General features: G+C 69.6%; 15 protein-coding genes. 7 read left to right on the forward strand and 8 right to left on the reverse strand.

Annotated features, from left to right (window positions below):
* The first annotated feature begins 6 nt into the window (after positions 1 to 6).
* Together D5041_RS17085 and D5041_RS17090 are read left to right on the forward strand one after the other, a co-directional pair.
* Positions 7 to 891, forward strand: coding sequence for a branched-chain amino acid ABC transporter permease (locus D5041_RS17085; RefSeq protein WP_010099658.1), 885 nt, complete (start codon positions 7 to 9; stop codon positions 889 to 891).
* A 12-nt stretch (positions 892 to 903) separates the two neighbouring features.
* A complete protein-coding gene (locus D5041_RS17090; protein WP_010099659.1) occupies positions 904 to 1,905 on the forward strand; it encodes a branched-chain amino acid ABC transporter permease in 1,002 nt (333 codons plus the stop codon).
* A gap of 1 nt (position 1,906) precedes the next feature.
* Here the strand turns inward: D5041_RS17090 and D5041_RS17095 are convergent, their stop codons facing one another.
* The 5 genes from D5041_RS17095 to D5041_RS17115 are packed head-to-tail and all read right to left on the reverse strand — an operon-like array spanning position 1,907 to position 8,558.
* Positions 1,907 to 3,004, reverse strand: coding sequence for a lipocalin-like domain-containing protein (locus D5041_RS17095; RefSeq protein ID WP_265285303.1), 1,098 nt, complete (start codon positions 3,002 to 3,004; stop codon positions 1,907 to 1,909).
* A gap of 37 nt (positions 3,005 to 3,041) precedes the next feature.
* Positions 3,042 to 5,636, reverse strand: a complete 2,595-nt coding sequence (locus D5041_RS17100) for an FtsX-like permease family protein (RefSeq protein WP_265285304.1) — start codon at positions 5,634 to 5,636, stop codon at positions 3,042 to 3,044.
* 54 nt (positions 5,637 to 5,690) lie between these two features.
* Positions 5,691 to 6,341 (reverse strand): ABC transporter ATP-binding protein, encoded by a 651-nt coding sequence (locus D5041_RS17105; protein ID WP_265258772.1) that lies wholly within the window; start codon positions 6,339 to 6,341, stop codon positions 5,691 to 5,693.
* Positions 6,338 to 7,324, reverse strand: a complete 987-nt coding sequence (gene miaA / locus D5041_RS17110) for a tRNA (adenosine(37)-N6)-dimethylallyltransferase MiaA (RefSeq protein WP_265285305.1) — start codon at positions 7,322 to 7,324, stop codon at positions 6,338 to 6,340. The genes D5041_RS17105 and miaA overlap by 4 nt, the downstream gene beginning before the upstream one ends.
* Positions 7,311 to 8,558: a multidrug effflux MFS transporter gene (locus D5041_RS17115; protein WP_265285306.1), complete on the reverse strand. Its 1,248-nt coding sequence runs from the start codon at positions 8,556 to 8,558 to the stop codon at positions 7,311 to 7,313. The genes miaA and D5041_RS17115 overlap by 14 nt, the downstream gene beginning before the upstream one ends.
* 137 nt (positions 8,559 to 8,695) lie before the next feature.
* Here D5041_RS17115 and D5041_RS17120 point away from each other — a divergent pair, with 137 nt between their 5' ends.
* From D5041_RS17120 to D5041_RS17130, 3 genes are all read left to right on the forward strand, one after another.
* The gene (locus D5041_RS17120; RefSeq protein ID WP_265258775.1) at positions 8,696 to 10,021 is read left to right on the forward strand and encodes a hemolysin family protein; all 1,326 of its coding nucleotides are present in this window, start codon (positions 8,696 to 8,698) and stop codon (positions 10,019 to 10,021) included.
* A 25-nt stretch (positions 10,022 to 10,046) separates the two neighbouring features.
* The gene (locus tag D5041_RS17125) at positions 10,047 to 10,595 is read left to right on the forward strand and encodes a shikimate kinase (RefSeq protein ID WP_265285307.1); all 549 of its coding nucleotides are present in this window, start codon (positions 10,047 to 10,049) and stop codon (positions 10,593 to 10,595) included.
* Positions 10,596 to 11,296: 701 nt separating this feature from the next.
* Positions 11,297 to 14,248 carry an Ig-like domain-containing protein gene (locus D5041_RS17130; RefSeq protein ID WP_265285308.1) on the forward strand — a complete coding sequence of 984 codons (2,952 nt, stop codon included), beginning with the start codon at positions 11,297 to 11,299 and terminating at the stop codon, positions 14,246 to 14,248.
* A 17-nt stretch (positions 14,249 to 14,265) separates the two neighbouring features.
* On the opposite strand, the gene D5041_RS17135 is transcribed toward D5041_RS17130, so the two are convergent.
* From D5041_RS17135 to D5041_RS17145, 3 genes are read right to left on the reverse strand one after another with little or no spacing between them, the layout of a single operon-like run.
* Positions 14,266 to 15,021, reverse strand: coding sequence for a GntR family transcriptional regulator (locus D5041_RS17135; RefSeq protein ID WP_265285309.1), 756 nt, complete (start codon positions 15,019 to 15,021; stop codon positions 14,266 to 14,268).
* Complete coding sequence (locus tag D5041_RS17140; RefSeq protein ID WP_265285310.1) at positions 15,018 to 16,772, reverse strand: glycerol-3-phosphate dehydrogenase/oxidase; 1,755 nt, start codon at positions 16,770 to 16,772, stop codon at positions 15,018 to 15,020. The genes D5041_RS17135 and D5041_RS17140 overlap by 4 nt, the downstream gene beginning before the upstream one ends.
* Positions 16,769 to 18,247: an FGGY family carbohydrate kinase gene (locus D5041_RS17145; RefSeq protein WP_265285311.1), complete on the reverse strand. Its 1,479-nt coding sequence runs from the start codon at positions 18,245 to 18,247 to the stop codon at positions 16,769 to 16,771. The genes D5041_RS17140 and D5041_RS17145 overlap by 4 nt, the downstream gene beginning before the upstream one ends.
* A 168-nt stretch (positions 18,248 to 18,415) precedes the next feature.
* Here D5041_RS17145 and D5041_RS17150 point away from each other — a divergent pair, with 168 nt between their 5' ends.
* Complete coding sequence (locus D5041_RS17150; protein ID WP_265285312.1) at positions 18,416 to 19,450, forward strand: substrate-binding domain-containing protein; 1,035 nt, start codon at positions 18,416 to 18,418, stop codon at positions 19,448 to 19,450.
* Positions 19,447 to 20,979, forward strand: a complete 1,533-nt coding sequence (locus tag D5041_RS17155; protein ID WP_265285313.1) for a sugar ABC transporter ATP-binding protein — start codon at positions 19,447 to 19,449, stop codon at positions 20,977 to 20,979. Before D5041_RS17150 ends, D5041_RS17155 begins: the two co-directional genes overlap by 4 nt.
* Positions 20,980 to 21,054: the final 75 nt, after the last annotated feature.

A 21,054-nucleotide genomic window follows, 5' to 3' on the forward strand; every position in this document is an offset into this window, starting at 1 on the left:
GCGCCCATGGAAATCTTTGCCGTCTCGCTGCCGGGCCTGCTGAGCCAGTTGCTTCTGGGGCTGGTCAACGGCTCGTTCTATGCCATTCTCAGCCTCGGGCTGGCGGTGATCTTCGGCCTGCTGAACGTCATCAACTTCGCGCATGGCGCGCTGTTCATGATGGGCGCCCTGCTGACTTGGATGGCGCTGAGCTATCTGGGCATCGGCTACTGGTGGATGCTGCTGCTCGCGCCGCTGCTCGTGGGCCTGTTCGGGGTGCTGATCGAGCGCCTGCTGCTGCGCTGGATCTACCGGCTCGACCATCTGTACGGTCTGCTGCTCACGCTGGGTCTGACGCTGCTCATCGAGGGGGTGTTCCGCTCGGTCTACGGCGTCTCGGGCCTGGGCTACGACCCGCCCGAACTGCTCGAGGGCGCGACCAACCTCGGCTTCATGCTCCTGCCCAACTACCGCGCCTGGGTGGTATTGGCCTCGCTGCTCGTGTGCCTGGGCACCTGGTACGTGATCGAGAAGACCAAGCTCGGCGCGTACCTGCGCGCGGGAACGGAGAACCCGCGCCTGGTCGAGGCTTTTGGCGTGAACGTCCCGGTGATGGTGACGCTGACCTACGCCTTTGGCGCCGCGCTGGCCGCGTTCGCCGGCGTGCTTGCGGCGCCGGTCTACCCGGTCACCCCGCTCATGGGCCAGAGCCTCATCATCGTGGTCTTCGCGGTGGTGGTGATCGGCGGCATGGGATCGATCATGGGCTCCATCCTCACCGGTCTCGGGCTGGGCGTCGTCGAGGGCCTGACCAAGGTGTTCTACCCCGAGGCCTCGTCCACCGTGGTGTTCGTCATCATGGTGCTCGTTCTGCTGATCCGCCCCGCCGGCCTGTTCGGCAAAGAAAAGTAAGAGGCCCCGCGCATGCCTTTCAGGAACCTTGCCGCCATCGGCTACGGCCTGCTGCTGATGGGGCTGCTCGCCGCGCCCTTCCTGGGCGCGTACCCGATCTTCGTGATGAAGCTCATGTGCTTTGCGCTGTTTGCCTCGGCGTTCAACCTGCTGCTCGGCTACACCGGTCTGCTGTCCTTTGGCCACGCGGCGTTTCTGGGCGGCGGCGCCTACCTGTCCGGGCACGCGCTCAAGGTCTGGGGACTGACACCCGAGTTGGGCCTGCTGCTCGGCATGGCGGGCGGCGCCCTGCTCGGGCTGCTGTTTGGCTGGCTGGCGATCCGCCGCCAGGGGATCTACTTCTCGATGATCACCCTGGCGCTCGCGCAAATGCTGTTCTTTGCCTGCCTGCAGGCGCCCTTCACGGGGGGCGAGGACGGCCTGCAGGGCGTTGCGCGCGGCAGGCTGTTTGGCCTGATCGACCTGCAAAACGACCTGCGCATGTACTACCTGACGCTGGCGATCGTGGTGCTCGCCTTCCTGCTCATCGTGCGCACCATCCACTCGCCGTTTGGCCAGGTGCTCAAGGGAATCAAGGAGAACGAGCCGCGCGCCATCTCGCTGGGCTACGACACGCAGCACTTCAAGCTGCTGGCCTTTGTGCTGTCGGCCGCGCTCGCGGGCCTGGCGGGCGCGCTCAAGACGCTGGTGCTCGGCTTTGCCACGCTCTCCGACGTGCACTGGACGGCCTCGGGCCAGGTCATCCTGATGACGCTGGTCGGCGGCCTGGGCACCCTGTCGGGCCCGCTCGTCGGCTCCGCCGTGGTGGTGCTGCTGGAAAACAAGATCGGCGAATTCGGCCAGCTGCTCGCCACGCTGACCGGCGTGCCATGGTTCGGGACGCTGGGCGAATCGGTGACCATGGTCACGGGCCTGATCTTCGTGGTCTGCGTGCTCGCGTTCCGCCGGGGGGTCATGGGCGAGATCATTGCCTGGACGCTCCGGCGCCGCGCGCGGGGTCCGCGCAGCGCCTGAATCACAGGCGCAGCGCAGCCGCGTACCCGGTCATCTCCAGATAGCCCCGGCCCACGGACCGCCCCGCGCCATTCAGCAGGTCCGAGAGACCCTCCCAGTAGATCGTCGTGCCCGATCCGCTGCCGCCGAGTTCCTGGTTGTCGAACCGTGCGCGCACCTGAAAGCTCCCCACGGGCGTTTGCAGCCGCCACTGCACCGGGTAGCGCGCGCCGCTCTGCGGGCTGTTCCAGAAGCGCTGCGGCGCGAATTCCACGCTGCCCGCGTCGAACACCTGCACCGCCTGCTGCGGGGCGCGCAAGGAGCCACCGGACCACAGGCTGGACCCGTCCGCACGGCGCAGCCGGAACGCCGTGAGCGCGCTGCCGTCGTCGAGGTTCATGCCGACCCAGTCCCAGCCCACGGCGTCCGGGGGCAGCAGCGTCTCGCTCCACTCGTGGTCCAGCCAGGCGCGGCCCGTCGCGGGGACGACGGCCAGGCGCCGGCCCTGGACCCACAGGCTGCCGTCCACGCTCAGCTGGGGCTGGCTGTAGTAGTAGCTCGCGTGCTGCACGTCCGGCCCCTTGCGCGACAGGCCCTGCCGGCCCTGGAGCAGCAGGGGCTGGGTGCTGTCGAAGCGCAGATCCAGGCCGAACTGGCCGTCCATGATGCGCGCCGCGTAGCGGCTGGCCGGGGGGCCGGGCTGTGGAACGTCGCTTCGCTCCAGTGTCCAGTCGTGCAGCCGGATGCGCGTGTCGGACACGTTCGCCTGCGCCACGCCAAAGCCCGCGCGCGCGATGCGCTGCGCGTGCAGCAGGCGCTGGCCCGGCACGTCGCTGAGCGCCGCATGGGCAAACAGCAGCTGCTTGGCCGCGAACGCGGATTGCAGGCTCTGCGCGGCGTCCACGCGCGAGCGGAAGAACGTGACCTGAAATCCCCAGAGCTGGCCCGCCGCCTGCACGTGGCCGGTGATGTACCACCACTCGGTGCGCAGTTCGGGATGGCTGCCATGGTCGCGCGGAAAGGCCAGCGTGCGCACGGGCAGTGCGTGCGCGGCGCCCAGGCCCCACAGACCCAGCGGGACGGCGAGCGGCGCGGCAAGCCAGGCGCGGCGCGTGCTCATTGCGCCCGATCCTGCGGCCAGCGTACCGGGGCGGCGTTCACCAGTCCTCCTTCACGGCCAGCACCGCGTCACGTCCCGCTGCGGCGCGCCCGGCGATCCAGGCCGCCGCCGTTCCCGAAAGGATCAGCGCCAGGCACAGCGCGAGCAGACGCCAGCCCGGCAGGTCGAGGTCCATGGTCCAGTGGAAGCTCTGGGGGTTGACCACGTGCACCAGCACCACCGCGACCGCCAATCCCAGCAGCAGCCCGGCGGCAGCGCCTACGCCGCTCCAGACGGCGCCCTCGGCGGCGACCACGGCCAGGATCTGGCGCCGGGTCAGTCCCAGGTGCGCGAGCAGGCCGAACTCCCTGCGCCGCGCCAGCACCTGCGCACCAAAGCTCGCGGCGACGCCGAAGAGCCCGATGCCGATGGCCACCGCTTGCAGCCAGTAGGTGACGGCGAAGCTGCGGTCAAAGATGCGCAGCGAGCGTTCGCGGATCGCGCCGGAGAACATGAATTCCACCAGCGCCTGGTCGCCAGCGCCGGGGTCATGGCCCGCTGCCGCGAGCGCGCGAATGGACGCCTGCAGCGCCGCCACGTCCACCCCCTCGCGCGGCCATAGCGCCAGATCGCTGGTGCGCGCGTCGCCGGTGAGCCGCAGCCAGACGGCGCGCTCGAGCAGCACCGCGCCCGACTGGTGAACGTAGTCGCGCCACACGCCGGCGATGAAAAAAATCTCCGCCCGCCCGTCCACCGCGCCGAAAGCCCGGGAAAGCGCAGGCCAGTCCATTCCCGGGCGCAGACCGTACAGGTCCACCACCGCCTCGCTGACGTAGACGCCCGTGCGCCCCGCGGGGACGGGCAGCGCCGCGCCCACCAGGGGCAGGTTCTGCTGCGGGTTGGCGCCCAGCGGACGGCTGAGCAGCGTCAGCGCCGGGAGCGCGGGGTCCAGTTGAAGCGGGCTCGCACGCTGCGCCTGCACGCGCGCCAGGCCGGGCAACTGCGCCACGGCCTCGGCAAGGCCCGCGGGCAGCAGGGCGGCGTCGCCGCCGGCGGCGTTCAGCGCCGAGCGCAGATACAGGGGCCCTGGCAGCACGGCGTCGAGCCACTGCGCGAGCGAGCCGCGAAAGCTCGAGACCATCACCGTCAGCGCCACCGCCAGGCTCAGGCTCGCGACCACGCCGCCCACGGCAATCGCGGCGCTGCCGCGCGCATGCCGGGCACGCGCCAACGCCAGCAAGGGCAGGACATGGCCGAGCGCGAGCGGCCGCAGGCGCTGCAACAGCCAGGCCATGCCCCAGGGCAGCAGCGCAATGCCGCCGAGCAGCAGCAGCGCGATCGCCGCGTAGGCCGGCAATGGAAGGCCCCACACCGGCGGGGCGCTGCTCAGCAGCGCGCCGGATGCGAGCAAAAGCATGCCGACCCACCCCCTGTCCGCCGGGCCGGCCGCGCCACCCAGGCCCTTGAACGTTTGCGCCGGCACCAGCGTCTGCGCGGCGCGCGCGGGCCACCAGCCGCCCGCCAGGGCCGCCGCCACGCCGAGCGCGCCGTAGCCCAGGGCGGCCGGCGCGCTCCATTGCAGCGCGGGCTGCACGCCGGCAAAGTAGCCACCGCCCAGGTCGCCGCCGAGCAGCCGCAGCGCCGCGGCGGCCAGCGCGCTGCCCAGCGCGATTCCCGCCAGGCTGCCCACCAGCCCCAGCGCCGCCGACTCGGCCAGCACCAGCGCCAGGCGCTGGCGCGGCGTGGCGCCGAGAACGGCGAGCAGCGCAAACTGCGGCGCGCGCTGCGCCACGCTCAGCGCGCGCACCGAGAACACCAGAAACGCCCCCGTGAACAGCGCCACCAGCGCCAGCACCGTGAGGTTCACGCGGTACGCGCGCGACAGGTTGCCGACGCGCTGCACCGCGTCCCCCGGCTCGGCGAACACCGCATTCGCGGGCCAGTCGGGCCGCGCGCGCAGCGCCTGCTGCCACGCGCCGCGCACGGTGCCAGGTTGCAGTTGCAGGTCGATGCGGCTGAGCTGCCCGGCGCGGCCAAACAGGTCCTGCGCCGCGCCGATGTCCATCACCGCCAGCGGCGCAGCACCCGCCGCCACGCTGCCCGCGACCCGCACGGGCAGCTGGCGCGAACCAACCCACAGCGTGATCTGCGGCAGGGGGCCCAGGTCCGCGCCGGCAAGGCCCAGCGCCTGCTGCGCTGCGGCGTTCAGGAACACCGTGGCCGGGGCGAGAAAGGCCAGCCGATCAGCGCCCGGCCAGGGGCGCGGCATGAGCGCGGGCGCCATGGCGGGCAGCAACAGGGCGTCGGCGCCCAGCACGCGCAGCGGCGTGCGCGCGGCGCTGCGGTCCTTCTGCGCCATCGCCGAGAGTTCCAGCACCGGGCTCGCGCGCGCCACCTGCGGGTCGCCGAGCAGGCGCTCGTAGAGCGCCTCGGGCAGGCTGCCCTGCATGGCGCGCAGTTCCAGATCGGGCTCGCCATGGACCGCGCGCAGCGCCTGCGCGAACTCGTCGAGCGCCGAGGCGTTGATCAAATGCACCGCAAACGCCAGCGCCACCCCGAGCATCACCGCCGCCATGGCCGCGGCGCTGCGCCAGGGGTGGTGGCGCAGGTCCTGCCAGGAGAAGGTGCCAAGCAACGCAAGCATGGCGCGCATTGTGACCGCTTGGGGTGCGCGGCACGGTTGATGCAGATCAAGCCCGCGCCTGCGCTAGCCGACGATGCCCTCGGCGCTCAGCCGCAGCACCCGGTCTGCCCGGGCCGCTGCGGCGTCCGAATGCGTGGCCAGCACCAGCGCTGCGCCGTGCGCGCGCGTCTGCGCGTGCAGCAGGTCGAGCACGCGGCCCGCAGTGGCCGGGTCCAGGTTGCCGGTGGGCTCGTCGGCCAGCAGCAGCGCCGGGCGGTGCACCAGGGCGCGAGCAATGGCCACGCGCTGCAATTGCCCGCCGCTGAGCTGCTGCGGCAGCCGGGCCCCCAGGTCTTGCAGGCCAACCGCCGCGAGCATGTGCTGCACGCGCTGCGCGTCGTTGCGGCCGAGCAGCATCAGCGGCAGCGCCACGTTCTGCGCCACGTCCAGGTGCGGCAGCACGTGGAAGGCCTGGAACACGAAGCCCACCTGCGCACGGCGCCACAGGGCGCGCTGCCTGTCGTCGAGCAGGCCCAGGTCGGTACTGCCGTGCGTGATGCGGCCCGCGTCCCAATGGTCGAGCCCCGCCAGGCAGTTGAGCAGCGTGGACTTGCCGACACCCGAATCCCCCATGATGGCGACGAACTCGCCCGGCGCGACCGTAAAGCACAGCCCGGAAAACACCGGCGCTGCACCGTAGCGCTTGCCGAGCTGGTCCACGTGCAGCTGCGTCATGCCGCGCGCTGCTCCAGGCGCTGCAACACGGCCTGCACCAGCTGCGCCACGGCCTGCGGATGGTCGCAGGCGAGCGCGTGGCGCTGCGGCATGCTGCGCAGCCAAGTGATCTGGCGCTTGGCCAGTTGGCGCGTGGCGGCAACGCCGCGCGCGCGCAGACGCTCCAGGTTCAAAGGCGCACCGGGCGCGGCAGCCTGAAGGTCGAGCTCGTCCCACACTTGGCGGTAGCCCACGCAGCGCATGCTCGGCAGGTCGGCGTGCAAGTCGCCGCGCGCGCGCAGGCTTCGCACCTCATCGACGAAGCCTGCGGCGAGCATGGCGTCAAAGCGCTGCGCGATGCGCGCGTGCAGCCAGGCGCGGTCCTGCGGCTCCAGCGAGAAGAGCGCGCAGGCGCGAAGCCCAGCGCAGGCGCCTTGCGCATGAAAATCCGACAACGGCCGGCCCGACAGCTGCCACACCTCCAGCGCCCGCTGGATGCGCTGGCTGTCGCCGGGGGCCAGGCGGGCGGCGGTGACCGGGTCCGCGCGCGCCAGCTCGGCGTGCAGCGCGGGCCAGCCCTGCGCGTCGGCCCGGGCCTGCAACTGCGCGCGCAGCTGCGCGTCGGCTGGGGGCATGGGGGCCAAGCCGTCGAACAGGGCCCTGAAGTACAGCATGCTGCCGCCCACCAGCAGCGCCAGCGCGCCGCGCGCCCGGATCTGCGCCATGAGCCGCGTGGCGTCCTGCACGAACCCGGCCGCGCTATACGCCTGCAACGGGTCGCGGACGTCGATCAGATGGTGCGGCACGGCGGCGCGCTCCTGCTGCGTGGGCTTGGCGCTGCCGATGTCCATCCCGCGATAGACCAGCGCCGAATCCACGCTGATGACCTCCACCGGCATGCGCCTGCCGAGCACCGCGGCCAGCGCCAACGCGCCCGCAGTCTTTCCCGAGGCCGTGGGGCCTGCCAGGGCGATCGCGGGCGGCCAGGCCTCAGGCGGGCGCACGCGCGGGGTCTCCGAAGCGTTGCACCAGCGTCCACGAGACCAGCGCCAGCACCAGCGACCAAAAGCCGATGCCGTTGACCAACGGCCAGACCGTGCCGTCCAGGCGCCTGCCGAGCCAGCCGCCGATGGCAAACGCCGCGAGCATCATGAGGCAGCCATTGAGCGCCGAGGCAACGCCCGCGGCCCGGGGGAACGGTCCCAGGGCGCCGCTTTGCCCGCAGGGCTGATGGATTCCATGGCCGAGCATGAACAGGTAGTACGGCAGCACCAGGACCCAGGGCCGCTGCCAGCCCAGCCAGGCGAACAGCAGCAGCAACGCGCCGCCGCCCAGGCTCAGGCCGCCGGCGATCGCCACCGTGCGCAGCAGCCCGTGGCGCACGAGCAGCCGACGGCACAGGAAGGTGCCGCCAAAATACGCCACGCCGGCCGACGCCATGACCCAGCCGTACTGCGTGCGCGTGAGGCCGAGCACGTCGATGTAGACGAACGACGAGGCCGCAAGAAAAGTGAACAGGCCGCCGTAGGTGGCCATGGTGAGCAGCGAGAAGGCCCAGAAGGTCGGGCTGCGCAACACCTGCAACCAAGTGCCGAGCAGCGTTGCCGGCCGCAGCGCCTGCGGATTGCGCTGCGCCAGGGTTTCCGGCAGGTGCAGCACCACGAGTGCCAGCGTGAGCGCGGCGTAGACGGTGAGCGCGAGCAGCGCCGCACGCCAACCCAGCCAGGCGCTCAGCAACCCGCCCAGGGGCGCGCAGGCGCAGGCCACGATACCCAGCCCGGTGAACGCACGCGACATGGCGCGCGCGCCCTCCAGCGGGTCGTACAGGTCGCGCACGATGGCACGCGCGCACACCACGACCGCCCCCATGGCGGCGCCCTGCGCGCTGCGCCACAGGATCAGCAGGTCCATGGCCGGGGCGAACGCGCTGCCCAGCGAGGCCAGCGTGTAGGCGCCCAGGCCGACGAGCAGGATGGGGCGGCGGCCAAACCGGTCGGACAGCGGCCCCCAGAACATCTGCGAACAACCAAACGCCAGCAGCAGGGCGCTGAGCGTGAGCTGCGCATCCGCCATGGACGCGCCCAGGCTGCGCGTGAGCGCGGGCAGCGCCGGCAGGTACAGATCGGTCGTCACCGGCTGCAAGCTCAGCAGCAAGGCCAGCACCAAAATGGCCAGGCCAGGGCGAACGGGGACGGGGACGGCGGCGGCGAACGCCACACTGGCGCAGGGGGCAGGCATATCCGCACGAGCGTAGCAGAAGGGTCACACGCGGCACCCGAACCGGGGGCGCGCAAGGCACGGGAAACAGGGCAGCACGCCCCGGTTTCTTACAATGCCGGCTTCGCAACACCCAGGGGCGTGCCAGGCCCCCTCGTATGGAAATAGCATTACTGTTCGCGCTCATCCTGCTCAACGGCCTGTTTGCCATGTCCGAGATCGCTCTGCTCACGGCACGCAAGACCCGGCTGCAAAAGCTCGTCGATGAGGGCAACAACAGCGCCACCGCTGCCGTGCAACTCGGCGCCGACCCGACCCGCTTCCTGTCCACCATCCAGATCGGCCTGACATCGATCGGCGTGCTCAACGGCATCGTCGGTGAATCCGCCCTGGCCGAGCCACTGGCCGCGTGGCTGCACACGCAGGGCCTGCCCCCGCCCTACGGCGCCTACCTCGCGACCGCCCTGGTGGTGCTGCTGATCACCTATTTCTCCATCGTCATCGGCGAACTGGTTCCCAAGCGCATCGGCCAGTCGCACCCTGAGAGGCTGGCGCGCCTGGTCGCGCGCCCGATCAACTTTCTGGCGCTCGCGACGAAGCCCTTCGTGCTGCTGCTGTCCGCGTCCACGCGCGCGCTGCTGCGCCTGATGGGCGTGCCGGAGATCAACGGCAGCCCGGTCACCGAAGAGGAGATCCACGCCATGCTCGTCGAAGGCCGGACGGCGGGCGTGATCGAATCGCACGAGCACACCATGGTGCGCAACGTGTTTCGGCTCGACGACCGCCAGATCGGCTCGCTGATGGTGCCGCGCGGCGACGTGGTGTGCCTCGACGGCGACGCGCCGTTCGAGGAAAACCTGCGGCGCATCGAAGAATCCGACCACGCCCGCTTTCCGGTGGTGCGCGGCAGCATGGACGAGATCCTGGGCGTGATCAACGCGCGCCAGTGGCTCGCGCGCACGCTCCGCGAACCGGCGCACGGGCTCGCCGACCAAGCGCTGCAAACCGCGCTGTACGTGCCCGAGACCATCACCGGCATGGAGCTGCTGGACAACTTCCGCCTGTCGGACGTGCACATGGCCTTCGTCATCGACGAATACGGCGAGGTGCAGGGAATCGTCACGCTGCAAGACCTGATCGAGGCCATTACCGGCGAGTTCCAGCCGCGCGACCCCGAGACCTCGTGGGCGCTGCAACGCGAAGACGGCAGCTGGCTGCTCGACGGCCACATCCCCGTTCCCGAACTCAAGGACCGGCTGAACCTCGAAGCCGTCCCCGAAGAGGAGCGCGGCCGCTACCACACGCTCAGCGGAATGATCATGCTGCTCACCGGCCGCCTGCCCAAGGTGACCGACACCGTGCAGTGGGAGGACTGGAGGCTCGAAGTGGTCGACATGGACGGCAAGACCATCGACAAGATCCTCGCCACCCGCCTGCCCGCCAAGGAAAATCCCGAGCCCGGGGACGGCATTGCCGTTGCCTAGCTGAAAGCAGGAAGGCGGGACGTTCATGCAGATTCGCTGTGCACTGGTCGGCATGCCCGGCTCGGGCAAATCCACCCTCGGCCGGCAGCTCGCGCAGCACAGCGGGGTGCCATTCATCGACCTGGACCAGCGGCTGGAGCAGACCCTGGGTTGCAGCATCCGCAGCTACTTTGAAGTGGCGGGCGAGGCCTGCTTTCGGGACCTGGAAGCGCAGGCGCTGGCCGAAGTGGCGCAGCAGCCCGGCGGCATGCTGCTGTCCACCGGCGGCGGCGCCGTGCTGCGCGCCGACAACCGGGACCTGCTGCGCCGCTTTGGCAGCGTGTTCTACCTGCACGCCCTGCCCGAGGAGATCTGCCGGCGCGTCCAGCATGACCGCACGCGCCCCCTGCTCCAGGGCGGCAACCCGCTGAAGCGGCTGCGCGCGCTCTACGCCCAGCGCGACAGCCTGTACCGCGAAACCGCCCGGCACGTGATCGAGACCGGGCGCAGCTCCGTGCGCACGCTCGTCGGCATGGCCGCGCTGCAACTGGAGCAGGACTTGGCGGCGGACGCGGCGCAGCGGGCGGTGGAATAAAACAACAGGTCCATCGCAGGTTGCGGCGCCTGAATGGCCTGGGCAGCGCCGACAGCGTGGCGCAGGCCGTGGGCGCCGAGCGCCTTACCACGGAAGCCAGGCGCGCGCAGTGTAAGACAACGAAAGAGTAATCGTATACCCGGTATGATGCCCAGCCATGTCCAGCCAACCTTCCCTTGCTTGCGTGGCGCCCGGCAAAGGCGTTCGCGGGGGTTCGGTACTGTCTGACATAGACACATATACATATCACCGAGCCGAGCCGAGCCGAGCCGAGCCGAGCCGAGCCGAGCCGAGCCGAGCCGAGCCGAGCCGAGCCGAGTATAGAGAGGGAAGGGCCAGCCCTCCGGCTTCGCCCTCCAAAGACCGCTGGCCAAATCACACGGCTGGTTGTCGGATTCGCCGCCCCCACGGACGCCCGCACGGCGGCGTCGGGCAGGGACCCCGGGCGTGGCCTGCCGTCTGCTGCCACAGGCGGCGGGCATGCCAAGTCACCCCGTCATGTGATGAAACCCCCACGCCCGAGCGGCATGGGGGAGTTCCAACGCATTCAAACCCCTGTCCACGACTTCTCCCGGGCTGCATTGCCTCGGGAATTACGCACCGCCCCTGCCAAGGCATCTCCGTGACGTGGCCCTGTGCCCGCACGGGATGCACCGCAGGTCCGGATCAACCCTCTGTCCATCCATTCCACCGCAAACACCATGGCCACCACCCCCGACCCCAACGCCCTCACCACCATCGCCAGCGTCGAATGCTCTGACCTCATCCTTTCCGCTAACGAGACCTGCACCTACACCATCGTCTTCACCAGAGCGGTGAAACCGGCAACCTTCACCCTTGCGGACCTGAAGATTGTCAAACCCGACACGTATGAGGTGATAACCAACAAGGGCGAGTTGTCGAACCTGCGCACCACGGACAACAACATCACTTGGAAGTTCGACCTGAAGGCCCCGGATTCCGGCGACTCGACTGGCAACCTTATCGTTCTGCATGCCGAAGACGTGGAGGATGTGAATGGCAACCGGTGCGCAGGAGTAGGCGTACAAGGCGTAGACGTGCTGAGCCGCGTGTACTCAGACGGGGTACAGGCATTCCGCGCACACACCTACACCATCGACACCACAAAGCCCACCGCCACCGTCACGTTCAACAAAAGCGCCTTCACGGTCGGTGAAACCGCCACCGTGACCTTTGCCTTTAGCGAGGATGTGGGCACCAGCTTCGGCAGCGACGATGTCGAGGTGGACAACGGTACGCTGGGCGAGCTGACCCGCGTCGCAAACACCAATAGATGGACCGCCAGCTTCACGCCCTCAGTCAACGTGGAGGACGCGAGCAATACCATCCGCGTGAACCTCACGGGCGTGACCGACCTTGCGGGCAACGCCGGAACGGGAAAGGCGGCGAGCACGATCGACACCACGAAGCCCAGCGCCACCGTCACGCTCGACAAGAGCATCTTCAAGGTCGGCGAAACCGCCACCGTGACCTTTGCCTTCAGCGAGGACGTGGGCACCAGCTTCAGCAGCGCCGACGTCGTGGCGGAAAACGGTACGCTGGGCGAGCTGACCCGCACCGCAGGCACGAACAGCTGGACCGCCACCTTCACGCCCACGAACGGTCTGCAAAAGACTACCAACAACAGCATCCGCGTGAACCTCACGGGCGTGACCGACATCGTGGGCAACGCCGGCACGGGACAGGCGGTGAGTACGGGCTACACGATCGACACCCTGCGACCCACCGCCACCATCACGCTCGACAAAAGCGCCCTCAAGGTCGGCGAAACCGCCACCGTGACCTTCGCCTTTAGCGAGGATGTGGGCACCAGCTTCGATGCCCACGATATTGTCGGGATGGACAACGTCCGTGGGCTGGACAATCTGACCCGCGTCGAAAGCACCAACAACTGGACCGCCCGCATTACGCCCACGGAGGACGTGGAGGCCGCGCTCAATACCATCCGTGTAAACCTCGCGGGCGTGACCGACACCACGGGCAACGCCGGAGAGGGCCAGGCGGCGAGTACGAACTACACGATCAGCACCCGGCCGCCCAGCGCCGGCGTCACGATCAACAGGAGCCTTCTCAGGGTCGGCGAAACCGCCACCGTGTCCTTCTCCTTCAACAAGGACGTGGGCGCCAGCTTCGGCCTCGACGACGTCGAGGTGGACAACGGCACGCTGAGCGAGCTGACCCGCGCTTCAACCACCAATAACTGGACCGCCAACTTCACGCCCACGGCCAACGTGGAGGCCGCGAGCAATACCGTCCGCTTGAAACTCACGGGCGTGACCGACACCGCGGGCAACGTCGGAGTGGGACAGGTGGTGAGTACGAACTACGCGATCGACACCCGACCGCCCGGCGCCACCATCACACTCGACAAGAGCAGCCTCCGGGTCGGCGAAACCGCCACCGTGACCTTTGCCTTCAGCGAGGACGTGGGCACCAGCTTCAGCAGCGACGACGTCGAGGTGGACAACGGCACGCTGGGCGCGCTGACCCGCACCGCAAGCACGAACAGCTGGACCGCCCCCTTCACGCCCACGGCCGACGTGGAGGACGCGAGCAATACCATCCGCGTGAAACTCACGGGCGTGACCGACACCGCGGGCAACGCCGGAGTGGGACAGGCGGCGAGCACCAACTACGTGGTGGACACCCGGGCCCCGGTATTCGCCAGCGCCACGGTGAACGGCGCCCAGCTGGTGCTCAGCTACACCGAGGGCCTGAGCCTGGACGCAGGCCACGTCGCGGCGAACGGGGCCTTTGCGGTGCTCGTGAACAACACCGCGAATGCCGTTACCCGGGTCAGCGTCGAGCCCCAAGCCAAGACCGTCACGCTCACGCTGAGCACCGCGGTCACCCCTGGCCAATCGGTGACCGTCGCCTACCAGGACCCCACGGCCGGTGACGACGGCAACGCCATACAGGACGCCGCAGGCAACGACGCAGCCAGCTTGGCTGCCACGCAGGTGCGCAACGACACGTCCGCACCCACACCACGCCGCCCTGCCCTGCCGGAGACGCCAAATGCACCGAATGCGGACAGCGACGGTGTGCCCGACGCCCAGGAAAATCAGGCCGTCGGCCCCAAGGGCTCCATCACCGGCGACGGCAACGGAGACGGCATCCAGGACAGCACGCAGGCCACCGTCGCATCCTTCAGCGCCAAGACAGCCAACAGCTTCGACACCTCGGTGACCCTGGTGGCAGACAGCCGGGACGGCAAGGTCCCCTTGGACAGCCACACCCGCATCACCGGCCTGGAGCAAGAGGACGCTCCCGCCCTGACGCCCCGGGCGCTGGAGACGCCGATCGCGCTGACGAGTTTCAAGGCCGCGCTGGAGACTGCGGGCAGCAGCGAGACCTTCAGCCTGTACGTGGACCCGAAGATCGGCGTCAACGGCTACTGGCTGCAAGACAGCAGCGGCACCTGGGTGAACCTGGCCAGCAGCCCTTACGGCGGCAAGATGGTGAACGAAGGCGGGCGGCTGCGGCTGGATTTTCAGATCAAGGACGGCGGGCCGTTCGACGCCGACGGCCAAACCGACGGCGTCATCACCGCGCCCGGCGCCGCAGCGAAGATGCCGCTGTCCATCGTGGGGCTGGCGCCCGACGTGGCGCACGACGGGTTCTGGTTCTGATTGCGCGAGCCCGGCGCTCAGGCCGTCGTCTGCACGTGCAGGCGACTCGACTGGCAGCGGTGCAGCGCGCGGTAGTGCTCCAGCGCACGGCCGTTGGCGCCGTAGGCGATGGACTCGATGCGCAATAACGGCTCCTGCGCGGGGAGATCCAGCAAGGCGCTGCTCCGGGAATCCGGCAGCACCGCGTCAATCCAGCGCTCGGCGCGCACGATGCGCAGGCCGTATTGGCGGCGCAGCACGTCGTACAGGGAGCGGTTCTCCAGCCGCATGCGGTGCAGTCCCGGGGCCAGGTCGGCCGGCACCGCCGTCTCGACGAGCAGCTGCAACGCGTCATCCACGCTGCGCAGCCGCTTGAGCGCGACGACCTGCTCCCCCTCCCGCAACCCGAGCGCACGGCTCTCGTCCCCGTTCGGTGCGCGCAATTCCTGAAGCAGGACCTGCGTGCGCACCGTGCGGCCCTTGCGCTGCATCTCGTCGGAGAAGCCGAGCACGGTGGAGACGAAGTCCTCGTCGCGCTCGCGCGCGGAGACGAACGCGCCCTGGCCCCGGATCTTGTAGATCAGACCGTTGCGCACCAGGTCGGCCAGCGCCTCCCGGACCACGATGCGCGAGATGCCGAACTGCGCGCCGAATTCGGCCTCGGTGGGCAGCTTGTTGCCCACCGCCAGTTCGCCTTGCAGGATCCGCGCGCGCAGCGCATCGCGCAGCTGGGTCCACAGGGGCGCCCCCGCGTTGCGGTCCAGGACGGGAGAGGGATTCGTCGGGTGGTTCACGGCGCAGCGGGGTCCATGGTCGGTTCGGCGGGCAATGATGCATCGAAATCGGGCACGGCGGCGAGCCGCGCGTGGTGCCGCTCGCGCAAGATCGCGGCGCAGGCCTGGAGTTCCTCGCGGCGGCGCGCGCTGTCCCAGTGCAGCGCAGCGCCAGCAACGTCGGCCAACTCGGCGAGCAGCGGGTCGCTGAGCTGCCCCCGGATGGCCAGCAGCGTCCGGCGGATCACCAGGTCGGACAGGCGCGCGACGCCGGTATGCACGCAGAGGTAGCGGATTTCGGCCACCGAGTAAGCCGGGGCATGGCGCAGCGGCGCGTCGCCTGCGTGGGCGAAATGCTCTGCGAGCGCCAGCGCCTGCGATCCATAGCGGCAGACCAGGTCGCCAACGCGGCGCGGGTTCAGGCCGCTGCGCTCCCCGACGTGCGCGAGAAAGCGCTCCATCGCTTGCACGCCGGCTGGCCACGCCGCTGCGCCGCCGATGGGCAGCTGCGCGGTCGATTGCACGCGCGATCGGCCCAGCTGTCGCAGCACTTCGTCGCTTGCCTGCTCGGCGAGCGATCGGAAGCTTGTCCATTTGCCGCCCACGAGGGACACCAGCGGGACCGCGCGCGCTGCGTTCGGTGGATCGACGGCGACGGCGTGCTCGCGCGGGATCTGCCCCGGGCGCTCGACCTGCGAGCGGGCCAGCGGGCGCACGCCGACAAAGGTGTAGACCACGTCGTCGCGGCCGAAGCGCAGGCGCGGGAACAGTTCGCGCAGCACGCCGAGCAGGTAGTCGATCTCGTGCGGCGCGGTCGCGACCTGGTCCGGGTCATCGACCGGGATGTCGGTGGAGCCGAGCAGCACGCGGCCAAGGAAGGGATAGACGATGCACACGCGCCCGTCCGACGCCTCGAAGTAGGTCATGCGGCCATCGAGCGCGTCGTGCAGCGCGGGGTGATCCAGGACGAGGTGCGAGCCCTTGGTCCCCATGACGCGCGAACCCGCCCCCGCGAGCGCCTGGGCCGCGTGGTCGAGCCAGGCACCGCTGGCGTTGACCAGCACGTCGGCCGTGACCTGCACCTGCTCGCCGCTGATCTCGTCGCGCAGCGTCACCGCCTTGCCGTCGCAGCGCGTGAGCTGGCAGTAGTTCGCCGCCACCGAGCGCGGCTGGTCGCGGCAGGCGTCGGCCATCAGCTCAAGGATGAGCCATTCCGGATGGCTGATCCAGGCGTCGAAATAGGTGGCGATCCAGCGCACCGAGGGGCGAAAGAGCCCTGCGTCGGCCGGCGGCACCCGGGAGATCCGGTGCCCGGGCAGCACGCACTGCCGGCGCCCGAGCAGCTCGTACAGGCGCAGGCCGAGCGCGACGACGAACAGCCCGCGCGCGCCCGGCGACGCGCTGCGCCCCGCGAAACGCAGGGCACTGCCGAGCAGCCCGCCAAAGCGGCTCGACAGCGGCACCATGGTCCTGAGCGGGCGCACGAGATGCGGGGCGTTGCGCAGCAGCCGGTTGCGCTCGCGCGTGGCCTCGGCGACGAGCGAGAACGCCCCGCTCTCCAGGTAGCGCAGGCCGCCGTGGATCATGCGCGAAGGGGCACTGCTCGCGCCGGCGGCAAAGTCCCCCTTGTCCACGACCAGGCAGTCCACCCCTTGCAGCGACAGGTCGCGGAATACACCGACGCCATTGATTCCCGCGCCCACGATGACGACCGAGAAATGCCGCCCGGCCAGCGCCGGCGTGCGCACGAAAGTTTGCTGGGGGTCGTTCATTGCCCCGGCTCCGCAATGTGCGCGCACACGGGCGGCATGCTTTCGACGAGCTTCAGAAAGCCGCCGTAGTAGTCCGCGCAGGCATCGGCATCCTGCGCGTCGTGCGCGACGCGCTCGAAGGATGGCGCGGGCATGCTCGCGCCCTGCGACATGGCCGCGTACAGCGCGGCGCCGCGCGCGCCGGTCTCGTCGTCGCCGCAGCGCGCAACGGGATGCCCCAGAAAGGATGCGATCAGCCGCACCAGGCGCACGTCGCGCGCGCCGCCGCCCAGCGCGGCCACGCGGGTGCGCACGCCGAGCCCGCATGACGCGAGGCGACCGAGGTGCCGCGCGTGCAGCGCGGCCACCGCATCGACCACGGCGCGGGCCATGTGCGCGCGGCCGTGCTGCGGCCGGAGCCCGATGAAACCGGCCGCCACGCCTTCCGGCACGCTGCCTCCGTTGATGAAGGGCAGGAAGCGCAGCCCCTGCGCGCCCAGGGGCACGGACAGCGCGCAGTCGAGCAGCTGCGCCGCACCGTGCAGGCCCAGCGTGCGCGCCAGCCACGCGACGTTGGCCATGGAGGACGGGCTGTTCTCCAGGTACAGGCGCTGGCCCGCCACGCCGAAGTTCACGATGGCTCCGACCGCGGGCTTGGGCTCGCGCACGCTGTCGATCACCGCGTTCACGCACCAGGTGCCGAGCACGGCGACCGCCTGGCCGCGTTGCGGCGCGCCGACCGCCATGAGCGACGCGAGCAGGTCGATCGCGCTGGCCGCCACCGGCAGCCCGGCCGGCAGCCCGCAGGAGCCGGCGCGCTCCGGCAGCAGCGTCCCGATCACCGCGCCGCCAGGCACGATGGGAGCGAGCGTTCCGGCCAGCTCGGACAGACCTGCCGCGTCGAAGGCCCGCATCGAGCACGCCCCGGTGTCGAGCGCGAGCAGGCCGGCGGTGCCCACGTCGCTGGCATCCGTGCTGGGCTCGCCCGTGAGCAGCAGGCCGAGATAGTCCTTCGCGAACAGCAGGCGGTGGACCGCGCCGCGCCGCATGGCACCCGTGGCGAGCAGTTCCGCGGCGATCAGCGTGGGTTGCCCCGACCACGGTCGGCAGCCGACTTCCTCGAACAGCTGCGCGCCCAGTTGCTGCGCCAGCGCACGTGCCCGCGCGCTGGCGCGCTGGTCGATCGACGCGACGGCACGCGCGCGCAGCAGCCGGTGGCGCGCGTCGAGTGCGTAGAGGCCGGCGCCATGGCCGGTGCAGCTGAGCGCGCGCACGGCGGCCACGCGCGGGCCCAGCTGCGACGCGACGCTGCGCAGCGCTTGCATCAACGCCCCCTCGATCGCCTCGGCGCCCAGCTCGCAACCGCCTCCGGGCAGGTGGATGAAGGGCAGCGCAGCGCCCGATGCCGCGAGCGACCAGCCGCTTTCGCCGTCAAAGGCGACGGCCTTCAGGCCGGTGGATCCCATGTCGATCCCGATGTAGATGTCTGGATTCATTGTTATTACATCTTGACTGAAAATTTTTGTGCTTTCCGTGGTGTTTACCCTGAATTGTTGGGTTGAATTTTGCAATACAGTGATTTTTATGTCATGACAACTAGGGCACAAAGCGCTCGTCACGGCATGCGTTCAAGCGGTATCCACAACAGGGAAAAGGAGCAATCCATGCGGCGAAATTTCTTGAAAACCGTGGCCTTGGCCAGCACCGGCCTGGCCGCAACCCCTGCGGCGTTCGCGCAGACCGCTGCGGCGGCCGGCCTGCGCGGGAATGCGAGCGACGTCTACGTGATGAACGTCATGGTCTCGGGGGTCGAATACTGGTTCCCGGTCTACGAAATGATGAAGCAGCTGGGCCGCACGCTCGGCGTGAAAACGCGCTACACGGGAACGCCCGAGTACGACGTGAACAAGCAGCTCGCATCGTTCGAGCAGGAGTTGGCGCGCAAGCCGACCGGCATCCTGTTGCACCCGATGAACCCCGATCCGTTCATCGAGCCCATCAACCGGGCTGCCGCGATGGGCATCCCCGTGGTCACCTTCGCGGCCGATTCGCCGAACTCCAAGCGGGTCTCGTTCGTCACGTCCGACAACGAGCGCGAGGGCTCGCAGGCGGCGGACGCCATCGCCGCGTCGCTGAACGCAAGGGGCGAGTACGGCGTGCTCGAAAACCCGGGGCAGGACAACCACGACCGCCGCATCGCCGCGTTCATCAACCGGATGAAAGCCAAACACCCGGGAATGAAGCTCGTGGGCCGTGCCGCGAGCAACCAGGACCCGAACAAGGCCTACCAGGCGACGCTGAGCATGGCGCAGGCGAACCCGGACCTGGGCGCGCTGTTCATGCCCGAGGCGAATTCGGCCCTTGGTGCCGCGCAGGCCAAGGTCGAGACGAAAAAGAACATCAAAGTGATGTGCTGCGACGTGAACGCCAAGATCCTCGACATGATCAAGTCCGGCGAGGTCTTCGGCTCGATCAATCCGAACCAGGGCGTGCAGGGATACATGGGAATGCTGATGCTGTTCCTGGCGAAGAACGCCCAGCTCATCGACCCGATGAACGACGCCAAGCGCAACGGGGCCAACCCGATGGCGGTCCCCTTCCTGGACAACGGCCTGTCCGTCGTGAGCAAGGCGAATGCGGACGACTTCTACTGGGACAAGTACCTCACGCGCCGCGGCACCAAGGGAATCAACGAATGACGTGCGCCGCGCCGCTGCTCGCGTTGCGGGGCATCACGAAGCACTTCGGCGCAGCGCTGGCGCTGGCCGAAGTGCACTTCTCGCTGCACCCGGGGGAGATTCATGCGCTGTGCGGCGAGAACGGCGCGGGCAAGTCGACGCTGATGAAGATCATCGACGGCATCTACCAGCCGGACGCGGGCGACATCGTCCTGCACGGCCAGAAGGTGGTGATCGACGGACCCGCGCACGCGATGCGGCTGGGCATCGGCCTGGTGCACCAGGAGATCGCGCTGTGCGGCGACGCGACGGTCGCCGAGAACATCCTCATGTCGCAGGTCAGCGCCGGCCGGTGCACCTGGATGAACTACACCGAGCTCAACGCGCGGGCCGCGGCGATCCTGAAACGGCTGGGGCAGGACATCGACCCGCAGCGCCGCGTGGAGGCGCTGAGTCTGTCGCAGCAGCAACTGGTCGAGATCGCCAAGGCGCTGTCGCTCGACTGCAAGGTGCTGATCCTCGACGAGCCGACCGCAGCGCTCACTGCGGTCGAGTCGGTTGCGCTCTTGCGCGTGCTGCACGACCTGAAGGCGCAGGGCATCGGCATCATCTACATCAGCCATCGCATGGCCGAGATCTTCGAGCACGGCGATCGCATCACCGTGCTGCGCGACGGCCGCAGCGTGTTTTGCGGCGTGCTCGCGGAGACCAGCCCCGACGCGCTGGTGCGCTGCATGGTGGGGCGCGACCTGGGCCACTACTACCCACCCAAGCGGGAGCAGAGCGCGGGCGACGCCGCCCTGTCCGAATGCCTGCTGGAGGTCCAGGACATCGCCGACGGCGAGCGCGTGCACGGCGTCTCGTTCACGCTGCGTCGTGGCGAGATCCTCGGCATCGCCGGGCTGATGGGCGCAGGCCGCAGCGAGCTCGCCGAGTCCGTCTGCGGACTGCGCCGCACACGGCGCGGCGTGGTGCGACTGCAAGGCAAGCCGCTCGCGATCAGCCAGTACGCCGACGCCTTGCGCCACGGCATCGCCTACCTGTGCGAGGACCGCAAGGCCGCCGGGGTCTTCCTCGGAATGTCCGTCGCGCAGAACATCTGCGCGATGGCGCTGCGGCGCGTCAGCTCGCGCTGGGGCCTGGTGCAGGGCGCCGCAGAACGGCTCTTGGCCACGGAGTTCGGCGCGCGGCTCAGGATCAGGTCCGATGGCGTGGCTGCCAAAGTCGCCAACCTGTCCGGCGGCAACCAGCAGAAAGTGGCCATCGCCAAACTGCTGGTCACGAAGCCGTCCGTGCTGCTGATGGACGAGCCGACCCGCGGCGTGGACGTGGGCGCAAAGTCCGAAATCCACCACATCCTGCGCGGCCTCGCGGACCAGGGGGTCGGCGTCATCGTGATCTCTTCGGAGCTGCCCGAGGTCATCGGGCTATGCGACCGCGCGCTGGTGATCCACGAGGGCCGGGTGGCGGGCGAGCTGGCCGCCAACGAAATGACCGAGGAACGCCTGCTGCGGCTGGCCTCGGGCTTGAGCGCACAGGAGGATGCATGACGTTCCACGCCAAATTCGCGCGCATGGCCACGGCCGGTGTGCCGGCGGCCGGTGCGGTCGCAGCGGCGAAACCTG

Source organism: Verminephrobacter aporrectodeae subsp. tuberculatae, from assembly GCF_026127385.1.
Lineage (GTDB): Bacteria > Pseudomonadota > Gammaproteobacteria > Burkholderiales > Burkholderiaceae_C > Acidovorax > Acidovorax aporrectodeae.